Raw genomic sequence first — 16,992 nt, 5'->3', positions numbered from 1 at the left:
AAAATCGACGTTAAAATTTTTTTTCTTCCATCCGCACGCAAGGGTATCAGTATTGACAGAATGTGATATACTCTGCGCGCACTTTATACCTTATTAACAGAGTAAGACAATGACTGATTTATCAAAATACAGAAACATTGGTATTTTTGCTCACGTAGACGCGGGTAAAACTACCTCTACAGAGCGTATCCTAAAGCTAACTGGTAAGATCCATAAGATCGGTGACACTCACGACGGTTCAACTACTACTGACTTCATGGAGCAGGAAGCTGAGCGTGGTATCACAATCCAGTCTGCAGCAACAACTTGTTTCTGGAACGATCACCGTCTAAACATCATCGATACTCCTGGACACGTTGACTTCACTATCGAAGTTTACCGTTCTCTAAAAGTACTTGACGGTGGTATCGGTGTATTCTGTGGTTCTGGTGGTGTTGAGCCTCAGTCAGAAACTAACTGGCGTTACGCTGACGAATCACACGTATCTCGTCTGATCTTCGTTAACAAACTAGACCGTATGGGCGCAGACTTCTACAAAGTTGTTGACCAAGTACAAAACGTTCTAGGTGCTACTCCACTAGTAATGACTCTACCTATCGGTATCGAAGAAGATTTCGTAGGTGTTGTTGACGTACTAAGCCAACAAGCTTACGTATGGGACGAGTCTGGCCAGCCAGAGAACTACGAAGTTCAAGACATCCCTGCTGATCTAGTTGAGAAAGCGGCTGAATACCGTGAAATGCTAATCGAAACTGCTCTAGAGCAAGACGAAGATCTAATGATGGCTTACCTAGAAGAAGGCGAAGAGCCATCTCTAGAAGACATCAAACGTTGTATCCGTAAAGGTACACGTGACCTAGCATTCTTCCCAACTTACTGTGGTTCAGCGTACAAGAACAAAGGTATCCAACTTATTCTTGACGCGGTAGTAGATTACCTACCATCACCAACAGAAGTTGATCCACAGCCTCTAACAGATTCAGAAACTGGTGAGCCAACTGGCGAAGTAGCAAAAGTATCTGCAGACGAGCCACTAAAAGCGCTTGCGTTCAAGATCATGGACGACCGCTTCGGTGCTCTAACGTTTATCCGCGTTTACTCAGGCCGCATGAAGAAGGGTGACACAATCCTTAACTCTGCAACTGGTAAAACTGAGCGTATCGGCCGTATGGTTGAGATGCACGCAGACGAGCGTAACGAAATCGATTCAGCTCAAGCTGGTGACATCATCGCTGTAGTTGGTATGAAGAACGTTCAAACTGGTCACACTCTATGTGATCCTAAGCACGAATGTACTCTAGAACCAATGATCTTCCCAGATCCAGTAATCTCTATCGCAGTTAAGCCTAAAGATAAAGGCGGCAGCGAGAAGATGGGTATCGCGATCGGTAAGATGGTTGCAGAAGATCCATCATTCCAAGTAGAGACTGATGAAGAATCTGGCGAAACTATCCTACGTGGTATGGGTGAACTTCACCTAGATATCAAAGTAGATATCCTAAAACGTACTTACGGCGTTGAGCTAGAAGTAGGTGCTCCTCAAGTTGCTTACCGTGAAACAATCACTCAAGCAATCGAAGACAGCTACACGCACAAGAAGCAGTCTGGTGGTTCTGGTCAGTTCGGTAAGATCGACTACCGTATCAAACCAGGCGAAACTGGTTCAGGCTTCACGTTCAAGTCAACAGTTGTTGGTGGTAACGTACCTAAAGAATTCTGGCCTGCAGTAGAGAAAGGCTTCGCTAGCATGATGGAACACGGTGTTCTAGCTGGCTTCCCAACTCTAGACGTAGAAGTTGAACTATTCGACGGTGGCTTCCACGCAGTTGACTCTTCAGCTATCGCTTACGAAATCGCTGCTAAAGGCGCATTCCGTCAGTCTATGCCTAAAGCTGGCGCGCAACTTCTTGAGCCAATCATGAAAGTTGACGTGTTCACTCCAGAAGATCACGTTGGTGACGTAATCGGTGACCTTAACCGTCGTCGTGGTATGATCAAAGACCAACAAGCTGGTACTACTGGCGTACGTATCAAGGGTGATGTACCTCTATCAGAAATGTTCGGTTACATCGGTACTCTACGTACTATGACTTCTGGTCGTGGTCAGTTCTCTATGGAGTTCTCACACTACTCGCCATGTCCAAACAACGTTGCTGAGCAAGTAATTGCTGACGTTAAAGAGCGTAACGCTAAGAAGTAATTCTTAAGTTAACTCTGTAAGACATCAAAGCCCCGCCTAGTGCGGGGCTTTTTACTATCTAACATCTGTTTACTTGTCTATCTGAACGGAGCTGGTGTTGTCCAAAATTTATTGCTTACTTCATTCTTCTTTTAATTGAATCGTTTCAAAGTCTCGAACGGTACTGCGTTCAAATTCAGCAATCTCTTCTTTTATCCATTGACTAAATAACTGTGTTTTTTGACGCTTTAAATATCCTGTCGGCGCACAAAGGTAATAGGCATACTTAGGCTGAATGCCTATGTCACCGATTCTTACCAGTTTTCCTTCTTGGATGTATCGATAAGCCAAGCTGTGCTTGACCAACGCTACGCCTTGCAACGAAAGAGCACCTTCTAAAACCAAATGCGAGCCACTGTACTTGAGCGTTGGTTTTGCCGCTTTATGACCTAATGTGTTGAGCCACATGTTCCAGTCTAAGTCCGGCCATAAATCTTCGATCAACTCTGCTTTATTTAAATCTTGGACGCTGTAGATACCATGCTCTTTTTGGTAGATGGGATGGCAGGCAGGGTAGAATACTTCATCCATCAGCCATTGTGATTCCAGATTCGGGTAGTCTCCATGACCATAACGGACACAGAGATCTATCTGGCTATCTTGAAATGAAACCAGTTCATTCGTTGGCTCCATGAGTAGCGAGATATCTGGATGTCGTTGTCGAAATGCAGCAATCCTTGGGACTAACCAATGATGAGCAAAAGAAGGCAGTGTTGAGATGGAGAGATGATTTGGGTTGGGATCTTGGTTAATTAATCGCACACCCTGTTGGAGGTGATTGAAACCTCGTTCGGCTTGGGCAAACAGCAAGTCGCCTTCTGCGGTGAGCAGTATCTTTCGATGTTGGCGTACAAACAAGTCGGTACCCAGAAATTCTTCCAATTGACGTATCTGTTGGCTAATCGCTGCTGGTGTGACAAATAAGTATTTGGCAGCCGCTTTAAAACTGCCTTCCTTTGCCGCGATGTAGAAATAATACAGCCCTTGTAGCGGAGGCATGCGTTCTTTCACATTAGTTTTCCTTAACTCAATGTCAGATTCTATCGTTTGAGAATAACAGGGTAGTCACTGATTATTAAGTGGTCAATGTGAATGAATCAAGGAGGGTATATGAACAATGCAACGCAAACCTGTGGTCACTTAGCATCGAAGCCACGCAAGAGCTTAGTTCAGTATATCTTTTCTAAATTAGCCGTATGGAGAAAAAACTACCGTACACGCCGTCATTTGTCTGAGTTACCTCACCACCTTTTGGATGATATCGGCTACAACGAAACTGAAGTCCAAAAGGAAATTCAGAAACCATTTTGGCGTGATTGATCATCGTCGAAAATGAAAAACGCTCCCTTTATGGGAGCGTTTGAATTGTTGGTTCTCGGAGTGTGAGTAAGAGATTATAAATCTTCTTCCCATACAACCAGTTCGCCTTTTGGCCAGTTGTGTCCGATTTCATGATATTTCTGCTCAAGAACGTGGCGTTTGATCTTCAAGGTCGGTGTTAGAATGCCGTTTTCAATACTCCACGGGTCTTGGATCATCAATACCCCTTTGATTTGCTCGTGCGATTCAAGTTCTTGGTTCATGCGAGCGACAACCTTGCGTGTGGTGCGGGCGTAACGTTCTTTATCAAAGTTCGGGAAGTCATGTGGCACAACTAATAAAATGGGTGCTGGCAAGCCTAAGCCGATCAAACACATCATTTCGACGCGGCTATACTCAAACAGTTTCTTCTCGATAGGAACCGGAGCAACAAACTTACCTTTGGCAGTTTTGAAGGTGTCTTTTTTACGACCTTGAATGGTGAGGTAACCATCCGCATCTATTGAACCGATGTCACCAGTATGAAGCCATCCTTCTGAGTCAAACGACTCTTGTGTCGCGATGTCATTTTTGTAGTAGCCAGAGAACAGCCCTTTGCCGCGAACCATGATCTCATCATCGTCAGCGATCTTAAGTTCAATACCTGGTCCGGCATTGCCCACAGAGCCAATCTTATCGGCGCGGAATGGGTAGTTTAGTGTGCTGTAGGCGAAAGACTCTGTCATCCCCCAAGCTTCAGTGATGTTTAGACCAACACTGCGGTACCACTCAAGCAGTGCTGGCGACACTGGGGCAGAACCACAACCAAGGACGCGGGCTTGATCTAAGCCGAGACCATCCGCCAATTTCTTCTTAATCAGTGAATTAACGAATGGGATCTTCAGCAGAATATTGAGCTTTTTCTGAGGAAGTTTGTCTTGAATACGTTGCTGGAACAGCGTCCACAATCGCGGTACAGAGATGAAGAGTGTCGGGCGATGCATTTTGACATCTTCAATGAAAGTATCGAGTGACTCAGGGAAAGCCGTCGTTACGCCACCCATAATCGATGAACCGAAGATGTAAACTCGTTCTGTGATATGAGCGAGTGGTAAATAAGAGAACAATCGATCGTTTTCTTGGATGCCAATGTGATTGATCAGTTGTTGAACGGACCAACTGAACGCGCCGTATGTCAGCATTGCCCCTTTCGGCAGCCCTGACGTACCTGAGGTGTACACGAGAGACATAAGCTTGTCATCATGGTGTTGTGGACGCTCTGCGCTTGGCTCTACGTCGGCAATAATCTCAGTAAACTGATATTGGCATTTCGGCGCAGTATCGTAAGGAAGTGCAATGCTAATTAAATCTGGCATTGAATCGATCACTTGTTGCGTTGCCGCTGGATCATCTAACTTACCGCCAATCAGTGCTTTACTTTCGCTGTGGGTAACACAGTACTCAATGGTGTCAGCGCCAGCTGTCGGGAAAATTGGCACACTCACGTAGTCGCCAAGCATCATGGCTAAATCGCAGATAAACCATTCGGCACAGTTCTTCGAAACCAATGCGACTTTTTCACCGGGTTGAACACCCAGGTTGCGCAGAGCGGTAACCAATTTAAGCGCCTTATCGGCGACCTCGGCATAAGTAAATTCAACAAACTGTCGATTAATGATTTGTTTTAAGTAAACCTCATTTGGGCGTTCCTCTGCCCATTTAAGGATCATTTCATTTGGCGGCGGGAGAGCGCAACCAGCGGTCTGTTCTAGGTTAGGCTGATTCATTGTAGATGACTCCATGTCTTCTCTCGTTTGTATTTATAGTTGTTAAAACATTGTTAACTTTAGCATGTTAAATCATTATACGGGAATGCATTTTGATGAAATCTGTGGGAAAGGTTACGTTAGAGAAGACAAAGTTGCCCAAGTCGTCATTCTTTAAAACTGTTGCCGATAGCTTGCGGGTGAAAGTCCGGTTTTCTTTTTGAAGATGCGAGAAAAATACGAGACGTCACGGTAGCCGCATTGATACGCAATATAGGCAATTTTCATTGAGTCTTCTTCTGTAAGCATTTTCTTGGCAAGAGAGATGCGCTTTTCCGTGATGTAATCGCGAAAGCACATTCCAACTTTTCGGTGAAAGAGTTTAGAAAAGTAATTGGGGGAATAATGGCAAAGTGCTGCGGCTTCTTCCTCTCTTAGATCTTTGTGTACATTGTTCGCGATATAGTGGACAACATCGACAAAATTAGACTTACCGTTTTTAGTTAAAGCGCTCTCCGACGAAAGAAATTGTTCATCGAAATTTTCAGGAGAAAAGTATTTGAGTTTGATTTGAGATATCCACTCGTACGTCGAGTCCATTTCTACGCGATGATATTCAGCCACAATATGCTCTGGTGGCAAATTGCTTTCCTGCTGACCTTGATGGATCACGATAAGCTTTTTATCAAGGTTCTTGCAAAGAGTAAGGAGGCTTTTCTGAGGTCTATGGTGTTCTGATGATTGGCAGTAAAAGAAATAAGTGAATGCTCTGTCACTCAATACCGAGACGTCATCACCACTCTTAATCAGGGTGAAGGTACTCTCTAATACTGAGCGAAAGGTGTTGGGCAGGGATTGAGGAGCGTCTCCAATCCAGTAGGCCTTTATAAGTTCTGTCATGTTGCTTCCATTTATTTTGAACTTTGCCGAAGGTCGATCGTAAAAGGCTTCAACTAACCTCGATCCGTGAGGCTAAAAACTAAACCTTTCGTTTATTAAGCTTAGGCTTATATAGATATCCTGCAAGTGTGAAAGGTGTCACATATCGATGTAGTAACTGTCTCACATTTGCTACAAATGCATTTTGTTGCCCTCTCTAGCAAGAAAGTGCTAGTGCTTGGCAAGAAAGTCCTAACTCCCCAATTTTTCGATGACTAAGGTTTAGACATGATTTAGGCGCACATGTAAGCCGAGTCATCAACGAGCGAGAATCATTAAAAAGGGGATATCTTATGGAAAACTTTCGCAACCTAATCAAGGACTTCATGGAAGATGAAGAAGGTCTAACTCTACTTGAGTACATCCTAGGTGCTGCACTTATTGTGACTGCATTTTTGACATCAGGCTTCTGGACTACGCTGTCTGGTAAGTTCACATCAGTGGCATCTCAAATCAACAATTCGTAATGACGCTAGAGATTGTCATTTGGTCATTACTTTTTGCGATAGGCGTGTCTGATGCGCAAAAGCATCGGATACCAAACAAAGCCGTTTTATTGCTGTTAATCGTTGTTGCTGCAAGCGCATTACTCAGTCCTAGTACTAATGGTCTAGATCATTTCTATGGCGGGTTGGTTGCGTTTGCAGTCTGCTTTGTTCTTTATCTGTTTAAAGTAATGGCTGGAGGAGATGTTAAGTTACTCGCCGTATTAGGGGCTTGGATAGGGTTGAGTAATTTAGGGGACGCATCTATCGGAATCATTCTTGCTGGAGGAGTGGTGAGCTTATTTTACTTAGCTCTCCATGTTTCATCCTCCTACGTGAAGTTTTCAGATCAAGTGAAGGGATATTGCTTATACAAAGTGACTCCCGGATTGAAATCGGCACAACCGCTGGTTATTCCTTTCGCACCTGTAATCGTTATTGGATTAGCGTATTTCTCCTACACACATTAAAACAACAAAAATTACAAAGACTGGCGTTAGATATTCAGTTGACTAGGCAACGTACAGAGGGGAATTGTAATGGGGTCTGTGTATTGGGAAAAACTTGTGCCGCAAATAACGCCGCCGAAAGTCCCATCAAATATTGAAGGGCTTGGCATACCAGTTTCGGTTGTCGAAAATTTAGTGTTAAAACACTTGTCTGCATATCCTAAAATCGATTTAGTCGAGTTGACTCAACGGTTGGGAGTGGTCTCCACGATTGTAGATTTAGCGCTAGCACAACTGAGAAAGCGCAGTTGGGTTGAGGTCTATCAACCGACCAGTGACAAGCTCAGCAATACCTACACAAACGTTCGATACAGCCTGACAGAGCTTGGTCTGGCGGAAGCCGATATTGCGTTTAGAAAAGATGCCTATGTTGGTCCGATACCCGTTTCCTTGGAAGAATATTGGGAGGTGGTAGAAGGGCAAGATCTTCGCAAGCATCCCATTACTCGTGTCGATGTTGAGCGCGCACTTTCAGATGTTTTTGGCTCTGAGCGTCTAATTCCCATTCTAGGTCCTGCCATCAATTCAGGTCGAGCAATGTTGTTATATGGGCATGCTGGTACGGGCAAAAGTTTTGTCGCTGCGAGAGTACTCAATGCAATGAGTACATCCGTGTTCATCCCTTATGCAGTTTATGCAGACGGCAACATCATTAAAGTCTTCTCTGAGCAACACCATCGCCGACTGGATAACTCTCATTCCAAAGTGTTTGTAAAGCTTGAAACCCATTACGACAAGCGTTGGGTTTTATGTGAGCGACCAAATATTCAAGTTGGTGGCGAGCTCACCATGGACATGCTGGAAGTTAACCATAGTGAGCATAATCGGGTCTGGAATGCCCCTCTGCAGATGATGGCTAACAACGGAATTCTCGTCATTGATGATTTAGGTCGCCAAGCGATGCCAGTTGACGCGTTGTTAAACCGTTGGATTGTTCCGATGGAATATTTATTCGACCACCTAGCACTTCCCAATGGTCAACAAGTCACTGTTCCTTTCATGCTGACATTAGCCTTCTCTTCTAACTTTGCACCGAGCCAGTTGGCCGATCCAGCCTTCTTGCGTCGACTTGGTTACAAAATAGAGTTTAAGCCTTTGAGCCCTGAAGACTACAAAGCTCTGTGGTTGTCTTTATCTGGCGACCTCAAGATGGCACTTGGTCCTGATTTTTTTGACACATTACATCAATTACACCGCGACAATCATGTTCCTTTCTTCCCTTGTTTACCGAAAGATTTGTTGGGAATCAGTCGCGATATTTTAGTGTTTGAAGATAAAAAGAAGCTTGTCTCTCCAGACACGTTAACCCGAGCTTGGGCGCTGTATTTTACAGTGGATGAATAGGGAGATTTAGTTATGAGTAAGACTCAAGTTGTCATGTTATTGCTGCTCTCCATTGTGTTTGGTCTTGCCGCTGTTTTGATTGCAAAACAATGGATTGATGGTCAAAACCAACCAACAGTAGAACTCGAAGAAGTCGAAAGACATCCGGTACTGGTGGCTGCGATGGAACTAGAGCCTGGCACTGTTTTAGAAGCAAAGCATCTAACCACCAAATTGATGGAAGTGGATTGGATTAAAGAAGAAACATTAAAAGTACCGGAGCAAGCGGTTGGTCGCATTGTTGCAAACACCATCTATTCAGGAGAAATGGTGAATCCAAATCGACTTGCTCAGCCGGGAGAAGGGGCGACGCTAGCTGCATTAATCCCAGAGAACAAACGTGCGATTACTATTCGAGTTAATGACGTTATTGGGGTTGCCGGCTTCCTTTTGCCTGGGAATAAAGTCGATATTCTCAATACCATCAGTTCTGGTAAAGGCAAAAACGCTTCCACCAAAACAGTCTTAAAAAACATCAAAGTTCTAGCCGTAGACCAAACCGCGAAAACCAATGATAACAAACCTGTAATCGTGCGTGCTGTGACGTTAGAAGTGACACCGAAAGAGGCGGAAAAGCTGCTATCCGAAAACAGCAAAGGCACGATTCAGCTTGCTTTACGCAACCCTCATGAAGTCGATAAACCACCCGTTGCACGAAAATACACACCGCGACCTAGTGTGACCATTATTAAGGGATCTCAGGCATCCAATGTCCGAGTCAGTAATTAGGTGATTTATGAAAAGAATAATATTACTCATTAGCCAGTTACTTTTTGTCAGCTTGTCTGTTAATGCAGCACCGGCGCAGTCAGGGAAAGTGGTGAGTGTTGCTCATCACCAGTCAACCCAGTTAATTATTTCTGGTAAGGCGAAAAAGGTGACATTAGGGGACCCTGAGGTATTAGACATTATTGTTTTGCGTTCCAACGAGCTATTTTTAGTCGGTAAAAAGCTTGGCACCACGAACGTTTCAGTTTGGGATAGCAGAGGACGTTTAATTGAGCAGTTTAATGTCGAAGTGACCCATGATCTCAACACGCTGAAATCGAAACTCTACCAATTCCTCCCAGACGAAAGTATTGAGGTCCACAGTGCGCAGGAAAAAGTGGTACTAAGGGGCTTAGTCAGCAATCAGCAAAATATGGATATCGCCGTCAAGATTGCAGAAACGTTTGCAGCAGGTGATGCCGCGGATGAAAAAGAAGATGAGGATGATACAAGAGATGACAGTATGGTGATCAATCTCTTGAGCATTGGTGGCGCACAGCAAGTGACGCTTGAAGTGACGGTAGCTGAAGTTCAACGCACACTGGTTCGTCGTTTTGACTCAAACTTTCATTTCTTTCAAAAGAGTGGCGACTTTACATGGGGAGCAACCACTGCTGGTGGCGGTATCGATAATATCGGTCCGATTTTGAACGTGCCAACAGTGGAAGATTTTGGTTTCCTTGGTTCATTCATCGATAGCAATACACTGTTTACGTTTGCATTAGACGTTGCCAGACAAAATGGTGTTGCAAAAGTCCTTGCCGAGCCAAGCCTTACTGCTTTGAGTGGAACACAAGCCGAGTTTGTTGCTGGTGGTGAATTTCCTATCCCAGTACCAAATGAAGATGGCATCACGATTGACTACAAAGAGTACGGTGTTCAACTCGATTTCGTGCCGTACATCCTTAGCGATAAGCGCATTAACTTGAAGATGAATGTCAACGTCAGTGAGATCTCCAACTCTGGTGTATTGACCTTCAACCCGAATGAAGTCAATGCGACTTTCTTTATCCCGCCAATTACTAAACGAAGCGCAGGTACAACAATTGAGCTTGCTGATGGGCAAACCATTGGTATTGCAGGCTTATTGAGTGAAAACGCGCGTAATGTTGCTGATGGTATCCCTGGGGCGAGTGATCTTCCTGTTCTAGGTCGATTGTTCAAGAGTGAAGAGTTTACATCCGGTGAAACCGAGCTTGTTATTTTAGTGACACCAAGGCTCGCGACCCCAATTGACCGCCGTCGAATCACCTTACCGACGGATGGTTTTGTTAGCCCTAACGATGTGGAGTTTTATCTGTTGGGTAAAGGTGCCGAGTTGGATTTTGAACGATACCAACTCAATGAAATTAGAGAAGAAGAAACAAGTAATAGTTTTGATCAATACGGTTCGTCAGAAGGTGGCTCTGAGGGCAAATTTGGGCACAGCCTATAAGTGGAGGATAAGATGAAAAACATAATGATAATGACCATTTGTTTTACTTCATTCGGCTTGTTTGGCTGTGCGAATGACCCTGAGCTTGGTATCTCTGTTAGTCAGCTACGTGCAGAACAAACACTGAATCCGGAAGCATGGTACGAGAATCTTGGGTATCTGCCAGAAGGGAGCGGGCAACGCACACAGACCACTCTAGAGGTATACGATAACAATGGGGTAGCCAAAGATGATTAAGTGATTTTATCACTTAGGAGGGGCTATGCGACGGAAAATGCAAAGGGCAACAAGGCGAACCCAGAAAGGGATTACCTTGGTGTTGATCAGCATGGTATTGCTGATTTTATTGGGCGTGGCGGCATTTGGTATTGACCTTAACCACCAAGTCTTAAACAAAACGCGTTTACAAAACGCGGTAGATGCTGCTGCTCTCGCTGGTGCAGTCGCCGCAGATGAAAACGGGGATGTCGTTGCCGCGGCAGCGGTTGCTACTGCAACGTTGAATAATATCTCTGCGTCTGATGGGAACTCAGAACTGACGTTCGACAACAGCAATACGTCTGTGACGTTCTCACTTGATAGAGTAACGTTTGTTGATGCGGCGAGTTTTACTGCTCCTACAGGTGCGTACGATGTTTATGTTCGTGTTGCAGTTACAGATATTGGTTTAACTCAGTTTCTAAGCGGTTTATTTGGAATAAATAAAAACATTTCAGCCAGTGCACTTGCTGGTCGAAGTGCTGGATTTGTCCAATCGTGTAACTTGACACCCATTGCCATGTGTGGGGAACCGACGGGCAGTGCAGAAGACGCATGGGGATATAAGCCAGCAAACTACGACCCTAATGTGGATACCGATCCTTCTCTGATACATGAGTTGAAAGTTGGAGACCAAAACAATACGGACATGGGACCGGGTAATTTTCAGTTATTGGATTTTGGTCAGGGGGGCGGTAACAGCGGTGCTGCACTTGTCAGAGATGCATTATCTGGAGCATACAACGGTTGTGCCGCAATTGGCGACACAGTGACAACTAAACCAGGTAATAGTGCAGGTCCTGTAGCTCAAGGATTAAATGTAAGGCTCAACGACTTTTCTGGTCCTATCAAAAATGATGGCACAGTATTACCTGATAAGTATGTGCGAGAACCTGATGTGTTAGCGCAAACAGATGAAACCTACGCTGGGAATTTGTATTACGCAAATTACCTGCAAGAGTTGAGTGCTTGCCAAAGTGGTGGCGCATCTTGTGATTCATCCAGTTATACAGGTAACTCGGGTTTAAATGGGCGTCGTATTTTAAGAATCCCAATCGTGAACTGTGAAGAGTCGACAGGTAAGACAGACTTTGATGTCTTAGGTTTTGGCTGCTTCTTTTTGCTACAGAGAGTGAGCAATTCTGGCCAATCTTCTGTATTTGGACAGTTTTTGTATGATTGCTTAATCAACAACGGCTCTACGGGCGTTGATCCGACAGATAAAGGTTTCTATCGCATTCAACTCTACAAAGATCCATTTAGTGGAGCGTCGTAATATGTTGAATATAAAAAACAAAGACAAAGAGCAATCGGGTCTTGCCATCATCGAATTTATTATCGCCTTGCCAGTGCTGCTTATGTTAACGGTACTCGTGATTGATGTTTGCCGAGCATTTATTCAATACACCGAAGTGAACAAAGCGCTACAAAATGGGGCTCGGTATGCTGTCGTTGATACATACGGAACGTTGACGTTCGACTCGATTGCCGATGAGACAAGCATTAAAAATGTTGTCGTCTATGGTAGTCCTACAGCTGGCACGACTCCCATCATTGATCATATTGCTGTTGGTGACATCACCATCACCCAACCAACTCAGGCAAATAAAGAAGTCACGTTGTCGGCAACTTATAACTATGTGCCCATCTTTTCGACCATGCCGTTCTCTAGTCAAACGTTGCAATTTAGCATCGCCGCAACGACAACCATGAGGACAGGACCATGATTCGAAGACGATTTAGACAAAAAGGTGTAACGCAAGTTGAGTTCTCGGTTATTGCACTCGCTGTTATTTTGGTGCTGTTTTTAATCATGGAATTTGCCGTGTATTTCTTCTCGGTGCAAATGGTGAATGAAGTTACTCGAAGAGCGGCACGTTTGGCGACAGTTTGCTATATCGCTGATCGGGATGATATCCCTAATTTACCAGCGGTGTCGGATTTGTATCCGTCAGGTTTTACAGCGAGTAACTTGGAGATTGCTTACCTCGATGCTTCGGGCGCAAACGTCGATGTGTCTGGTTTTTTATCGACCCCTCCAGCGGATGATGCCACGCTCGGAGCGCAGCTTTCACAGATAAAATATGTTCGAGCACGAGCGGTTAATTATACTTTTCAGTTTTTTGTTTTGGCTGCTTTAATTAATGCTGTAGGAACAACACCTGCTTTTGAAACAATATTACCAGCTGAAAGTCTGGGGGTTTTAAGACCTGAGGGAATTGGAACTAATGACATAGAAGATTGCTGATGGAGTAGCAATATGCTGAAGCCAGTGAAAATGAATGAAGACACTTATAAAAACTTAAAGACAAACTTGATAGTTTGGGTTGTATATTCTACGTCCAATTTCAAAGTGCATTTAACGAATGAGTTGTCCCAATGTGTCAATGTTAATATTGAATGGATTGAACTCAGTTTATTTAACCTTGATTTGGTTAAGAATAAGCAAATTCCAGATCTTATTTACATTGAAACTGGCGAAAGTTGGGCTCAGAAGGTCGCTCATGTTTATTCTAGCGATAGTAATTTGCAGCACAACCATACTGCATTGATCGTCTTTGGTGATGAATCGGACACCGCCTCTTTAAAGATGGCGCTGCGATTAGGGGCGACAGATTACTTCTTACGCACGGTTGATTTAGGTGAGCTTTACCCGCTGCTCAAATCCACTGCAGAAGAAAAAGTCTATAACAAGAAAATGGGTGACCTAACCTTATTTATCAATACCAAAGGCGGTTCAGGTGCAACAACACTAGCGCTCAATACAGCGATCGAGCTATCCAGTTATGCGAAGAGTAACGTGTTGCTGGTTGATCTCGATATGCAGTTCAGTGACGCTGCTGATTACCTAAACTGCAAGCCAAAATATAATATCAATGATGTTATCGATTCCGTTAATGACTTGGACGAACTCTCATTAGAGGGGCTCGTCCATAAGCACCCTTCAGGGTTAAATTATTTATGCTTCGAGCAGGGTAATTTACAGAATAATCATAGATATGCCAGTGATGTGAGTAAATTACTACCGATTCTTAGACAGTTCTATTCACATATTATTGTTGATATGTCTCATGGTGTTGAGCATGTTTTTCAACAGATTGTCTCTCCGGCGACCCATATATTCTTGGTCATGCAACAGAACGTCACGTCGGTAAAACACGCAGTAAATTACATTAGAACCTTAGAACTGGACTATGGTTTAAATAATCATCAGGTCGAACTTATCGTTAATCGATTCGAAAAAAAATCGACCATTTCATTGAAAGATATTGAAAATGCTGTTGGTGGGCACTCAATACACTTAGTTCCAAATAATTTCGCTATCGCGATTGAGAGTGCAAATTTAGGTAACCCAATTGTTCAATCTAAGAAAAACAGTGCGATAAAAGCATCGTTAGCTGAAATCTCACATTTATTGGAAAGCCCAACCAAGGAAAATCAAAGTTGGATTAAGAAATTATTTTCTTAATAAGGGGGAGTCATGTTTTTCAAAAGAAAAAGCGTCGGAAGTGCGTTTGGTCAGGTCGATGCCGAAAAAGAGTCACAAACAAAAGATAAAGACGTTGAACGTGTCGAAAGTGAAGAATCGAGCGCAGAGAAAGCATCGATGTCTCCGGTTGAAGCTAAGCTAAAAGCGATTGAAGAGCAGAAAAAACTGCTGGAACAAGATCTTGCCATCAAACATTACTATCATAAAAAGTTACTCGATACTTTGGATCTAGGTCTACTTTCCCACTTGCAAGAAGACCGAGCAAAAGAAGAGCTTAGGGAAGCCGTAGTTCAATTAATTGCGGAAGACCAAACTCACCCCCTAAGCTCGGAAGCGCGTAACCGCGTGATTCACCAAATTGAGGATGAAGTATTTGGTCTTGGTCCACTTGAGCCGCTTTTAGATGACCCAACCATTTCCGATATTTTAGTCAATGGTCCGAAAAACATTTATGTTGAACGCTTCGGTAAGCTGGAGAAAACGCCGCACACCTTTTTAGATGAGCGCCACCTGCGCAATATTATTGACCGTATTGTAAGTCAAGTAGGTCGACGTATTGATGAAGCGTCACCTATGGTGGATGCACGCTTGAAGGATGGCTCTCGTTTCAATGCCATCATCCCTCCTTTAGCTATTGATGGACCTTCCGTTTCTATTCGTCGTTTTGCCGTAGAAAGGCTCAACATGGATAACTTGCTTGAACTGAACTCGCTATCGCCAGAAATGGGTAAGTTTCTCAATGCCGCTGTTGTTGGGGAAATGAACATCTTGATCTCTGGCGGTACAGGTTCAGGTAAGACGACGACATTGAACATTCTTTCTGGGTTTATCCCAAGTGATCAGCGTATCGTGACGATTGAGGATTCAGCGGAGCTTCAATTGCAACAACCACATATCATTCGCCTTGAGACGCGCCCTTCGAATATCGAAGGAAAAGGGGAAATCTCTCAGCGTGATCTCGTTAAAAACTCACTGCGTATGCGCCCTGATCGTATCGTTATTGGTGAGGTTCGTGGTGCTGAGGCGGTGGATATGCTTTCGGCGATGAATACGGGTCACGATGGTTCTCTTGCGACGATCCACGCTAACACTCCTCGTGATGCATTGAGTCGAATTGAAAACATGTTTTCCATGGCAGGGTGGAACGTATCAACGAAAAACTTAAGAGCGCAGATAGCTTCAGCAATCAACATCGTTGTCCAGATGGAACGACAAGAAGATGGTAAGCGCCGTATGGTCAGTTTGCAGGAAATTAATGGTATGGAAGGAGAAGTGATCACCATGTCAGAAATCTTCACCTTCCGTCGAAAAGGGGTAGACAAAGAAGGCAACGTTCTTGGGGACTATGAAGCCACAGGGATTGTCCCTAGCTGTCACGATCATCTTGTTAAACGAGGCTTAGACGTACCATTCGAAATCTTTAACGAAAAAGCCCGTTAGGAGAGTGCGCTATGGAAAGCCAATTCCCACTTTTTCTTGTGCTGTTATTTTTGTCTGTTTTCTTTATTAGCCAAGCGTTAATACTTCCGTCTGCAGGTAAAAAAGTAAAACATAAACAACTAATTAAACGGATTCACGATAGCCACAAGCACATTGATGAAGAAAGTATCTCGTTACTTAGAGAGAACTCGCTGAAGCACCTTTCTCCGTTAGAGCGTTGGTTAGTGAATTTTAGTCTCTTCGATGGTTTGAAGAAAAAGCTCGAACTAGCGGGCATTTCGATGGGCTTTACGCGCTTCTTATTTTTGTCTTTTCTTGCAGGTGTCGCCGTTGGTCTGGTTATCTTCTTGTTTGGTCAGGTCTGGTACATGTGTGTTGGCGTCACCATTGCGTGCTGGGTTGCTATCTACTTTTATCTTCAAAAAATGATTGCCGATAGGTTGATGAAATTTGAGGAACAACTGCCAGAGGCACTGGATATCATCAAACGTGTATTGCAGGCGGGTCAACCCATTACCCAAGCGTTTGGTGAGGTAGGGAGAGAAATGAGTGCACCGCTTGGACCTGAGTTCCTTAATACGTTCAACCTCTTAAACTATGGCTATGACTTGAGGCTAGCCATAATGCAAATGTCAGAGCGTACCCCCACTGTATCAATGCTGGCGTTCTCGAGTGCGGTGCTATTGCAAAAAGAAACCGGCGGTAATTTGGTTGAGAACATTGAGAAGCTTTCTCAAATCTTACGTGCTCGTTTCAAACTGGCGCGAAAAATCAAAACCATTTCTGCGGAATCTCGAATGTCTGCCTGGGTGCTTGTACTCGCGCCATTTGGGCTCTACGTCATCATTTCACTTGTACGTCCTGAATACATTGAATTGCTTCATACCACGCCTATGGGAGTCAAGATGGTCGTGGGGGGCATGGTGTCTTTGTTTGTTGGTACCTTGTGGATTCGAAAAATCGTCAACATTGAGGTGTAAC

At 44.1% G+C, this 16,992-nt stretch carries 17 protein-coding genes; 14 read left to right on the top strand and 3 right to left on the bottom strand.

The window, feature by feature from the left end:
* The first annotated feature begins 109 nt into the window (after window positions 1–109).
* On the top strand, window positions 110–2,200 hold the full coding sequence (gene fusA / locus J4N44_RS13420) for an elongation factor G (RefSeq protein WP_005449112.1): 2,091 nt from the start codon (window positions 110–112) through the stop codon (window positions 2,198–2,200).
* Between the two features lie 120 nt (window positions 2,201–2,320).
* Here the strand turns inward: fusA and J4N44_RS13415 are convergent, their stop codons facing one another.
* Window positions 2,321–3,250 (bottom strand): LysR substrate-binding domain-containing protein, encoded by a 930-nt coding sequence (locus tag J4N44_RS13415; RefSeq protein ID WP_017189169.1) that lies wholly within the window; start codon window positions 3,248–3,250, stop codon window positions 2,321–2,323.
* Between the two features lie 99 nt (window positions 3,251–3,349).
* Here J4N44_RS13415 and J4N44_RS13410 point away from each other — a divergent pair, with 99 nt between their 5' ends.
* On the top strand, window positions 3,350–3,559 hold the full coding sequence (locus J4N44_RS13410; protein WP_009698710.1) for a DUF1127 domain-containing protein: 210 nt from the start codon (window positions 3,350–3,352) through the stop codon (window positions 3,557–3,559).
* A 74-nt stretch (window positions 3,560–3,633) separates the two neighbouring features.
* Here J4N44_RS13410 and J4N44_RS13405 read toward each other — a convergent pair whose 3' ends face one another.
* Window positions 3,634–5,325 carry an AMP-binding protein gene (locus J4N44_RS13405; RefSeq protein WP_005449101.1) on the bottom strand — a complete coding sequence of 564 codons (1,692 nt, stop codon included), beginning with the start codon at window positions 5,323–5,325 and terminating at the stop codon, window positions 3,634–3,636.
* Between the two features lie 153 nt (window positions 5,326–5,478).
* A complete protein-coding gene (locus J4N44_RS13400; RefSeq protein ID WP_009698709.1) occupies window positions 5,479–6,204 on the bottom strand; it encodes a helix-turn-helix domain-containing protein in 726 nt (241 codons plus the stop codon).
* Between the two features lie 332 nt (window positions 6,205–6,536).
* On the opposite strand from J4N44_RS13400, the gene J4N44_RS13395 reads away from it, so the two are divergent.
* The 12 genes from J4N44_RS13395 to J4N44_RS13340 all read left to right on the top strand — a co-directional run bounded on the left by J4N44_RS13395 (window position 6,537) and on the right by J4N44_RS13340 (window position 16,991).
* The gene (locus J4N44_RS13395) at window positions 6,537–6,710 is read left to right on the top strand and encodes a Flp family type IVb pilin (RefSeq protein WP_005449099.1); all 174 of its coding nucleotides are present in this window, start codon (window positions 6,537–6,539) and stop codon (window positions 6,708–6,710) included.
* Window positions 6,710–7,198, top strand: a complete 489-nt coding sequence (locus tag J4N44_RS13390) for an A24 family peptidase (protein ID WP_009698707.1) — start codon at window positions 6,710–6,712, stop codon at window positions 7,196–7,198. Before J4N44_RS13395 ends, J4N44_RS13390 begins: the two co-directional genes overlap by 1 nt.
* A gap of 69 nt (window positions 7,199–7,267) precedes the next feature.
* Window positions 7,268–8,581 (top strand): DUF8689 domain-containing protein, encoded by a 1,314-nt coding sequence (locus J4N44_RS13385; protein WP_005449096.1) that lies wholly within the window; start codon window positions 7,268–7,270, stop codon window positions 8,579–8,581.
* 12 nt (window positions 8,582–8,593) lie between these two features.
* Complete coding sequence (gene cpaB, locus J4N44_RS13380) at window positions 8,594–9,349, top strand: Flp pilus assembly protein CpaB (protein WP_005449090.1); 756 nt, start codon at window positions 8,594–8,596, stop codon at window positions 9,347–9,349.
* A gap of 7 nt (window positions 9,350–9,356) precedes the next feature.
* Entirely contained in the window at window positions 9,357–10,823 is a 1,467-nt protein-coding gene (locus tag J4N44_RS13375; protein ID WP_050936969.1) for a type II and III secretion system protein family protein, read from the top strand.
* Window positions 10,824–10,835: 12 nt separating this feature from the next.
* The gene (locus J4N44_RS13370) at window positions 10,836–11,060 is read left to right on the top strand and encodes a hypothetical protein (protein ID WP_005449087.1); all 225 of its coding nucleotides are present in this window, start codon (window positions 10,836–10,838) and stop codon (window positions 11,058–11,060) included.
* 25 nt (window positions 11,061–11,085) lie between these two features.
* On the top strand, window positions 11,086–12,357 hold the full coding sequence (locus tag J4N44_RS13365; protein ID WP_252044545.1) for a pilus assembly protein TadG-related protein: 1,272 nt from the start codon (window positions 11,086–11,088) through the stop codon (window positions 12,355–12,357).
* A gap of 1 nt (window position 12,358) precedes the next feature.
* On the top strand, window positions 12,359–12,808 hold the full coding sequence (locus J4N44_RS13360; RefSeq protein ID WP_252044544.1) for a TadE/TadG family type IV pilus assembly protein: 450 nt from the start codon (window positions 12,359–12,361) through the stop codon (window positions 12,806–12,808).
* Window positions 12,805–13,329, top strand: a complete 525-nt coding sequence (locus J4N44_RS13355) for a TadE/TadG family type IV pilus assembly protein (RefSeq protein ID WP_009698701.1) — start codon at window positions 12,805–12,807, stop codon at window positions 13,327–13,329. The genes J4N44_RS13360 and J4N44_RS13355 overlap by 4 nt, the downstream gene beginning before the upstream one ends.
* Window positions 13,330–13,341: 12 nt before the next feature.
* On the top strand, window positions 13,342–14,550 hold the full coding sequence (locus J4N44_RS13350) for an AAA family ATPase (RefSeq protein WP_252044543.1): 1,209 nt from the start codon (window positions 13,342–13,344) through the stop codon (window positions 14,548–14,550).
* 12 nt (window positions 14,551–14,562) lie between these two features.
* Complete coding sequence (locus tag J4N44_RS13345) at window positions 14,563–16,011, top strand: TadA family conjugal transfer-associated ATPase (RefSeq protein WP_005449081.1); 1,449 nt, start codon at window positions 14,563–14,565, stop codon at window positions 16,009–16,011.
* An 11-nt stretch (window positions 16,012–16,022) separates the two neighbouring features.
* Window positions 16,023–16,991: a type II secretion system F family protein gene (locus J4N44_RS13340; RefSeq protein ID WP_005449080.1), complete on the top strand. Its 969-nt coding sequence runs from the start codon at window positions 16,023–16,025 to the stop codon at window positions 16,989–16,991.
* Window position 16,992 lies beyond the last annotated feature (1 nt).

Origin of the sequence: Vibrio sp. SCSIO 43155, assembly GCF_023716605.1 — a bacterium.
Taxonomy (GTDB): Bacteria; Pseudomonadota; Gammaproteobacteria; order Enterobacterales; family Vibrionaceae; genus Vibrio; species Vibrio harveyi.
The sequence above is the reverse complement of the archived record's forward strand: the minus strand, read 5'-3'. Positions and strand labels throughout refer to the sequence as shown.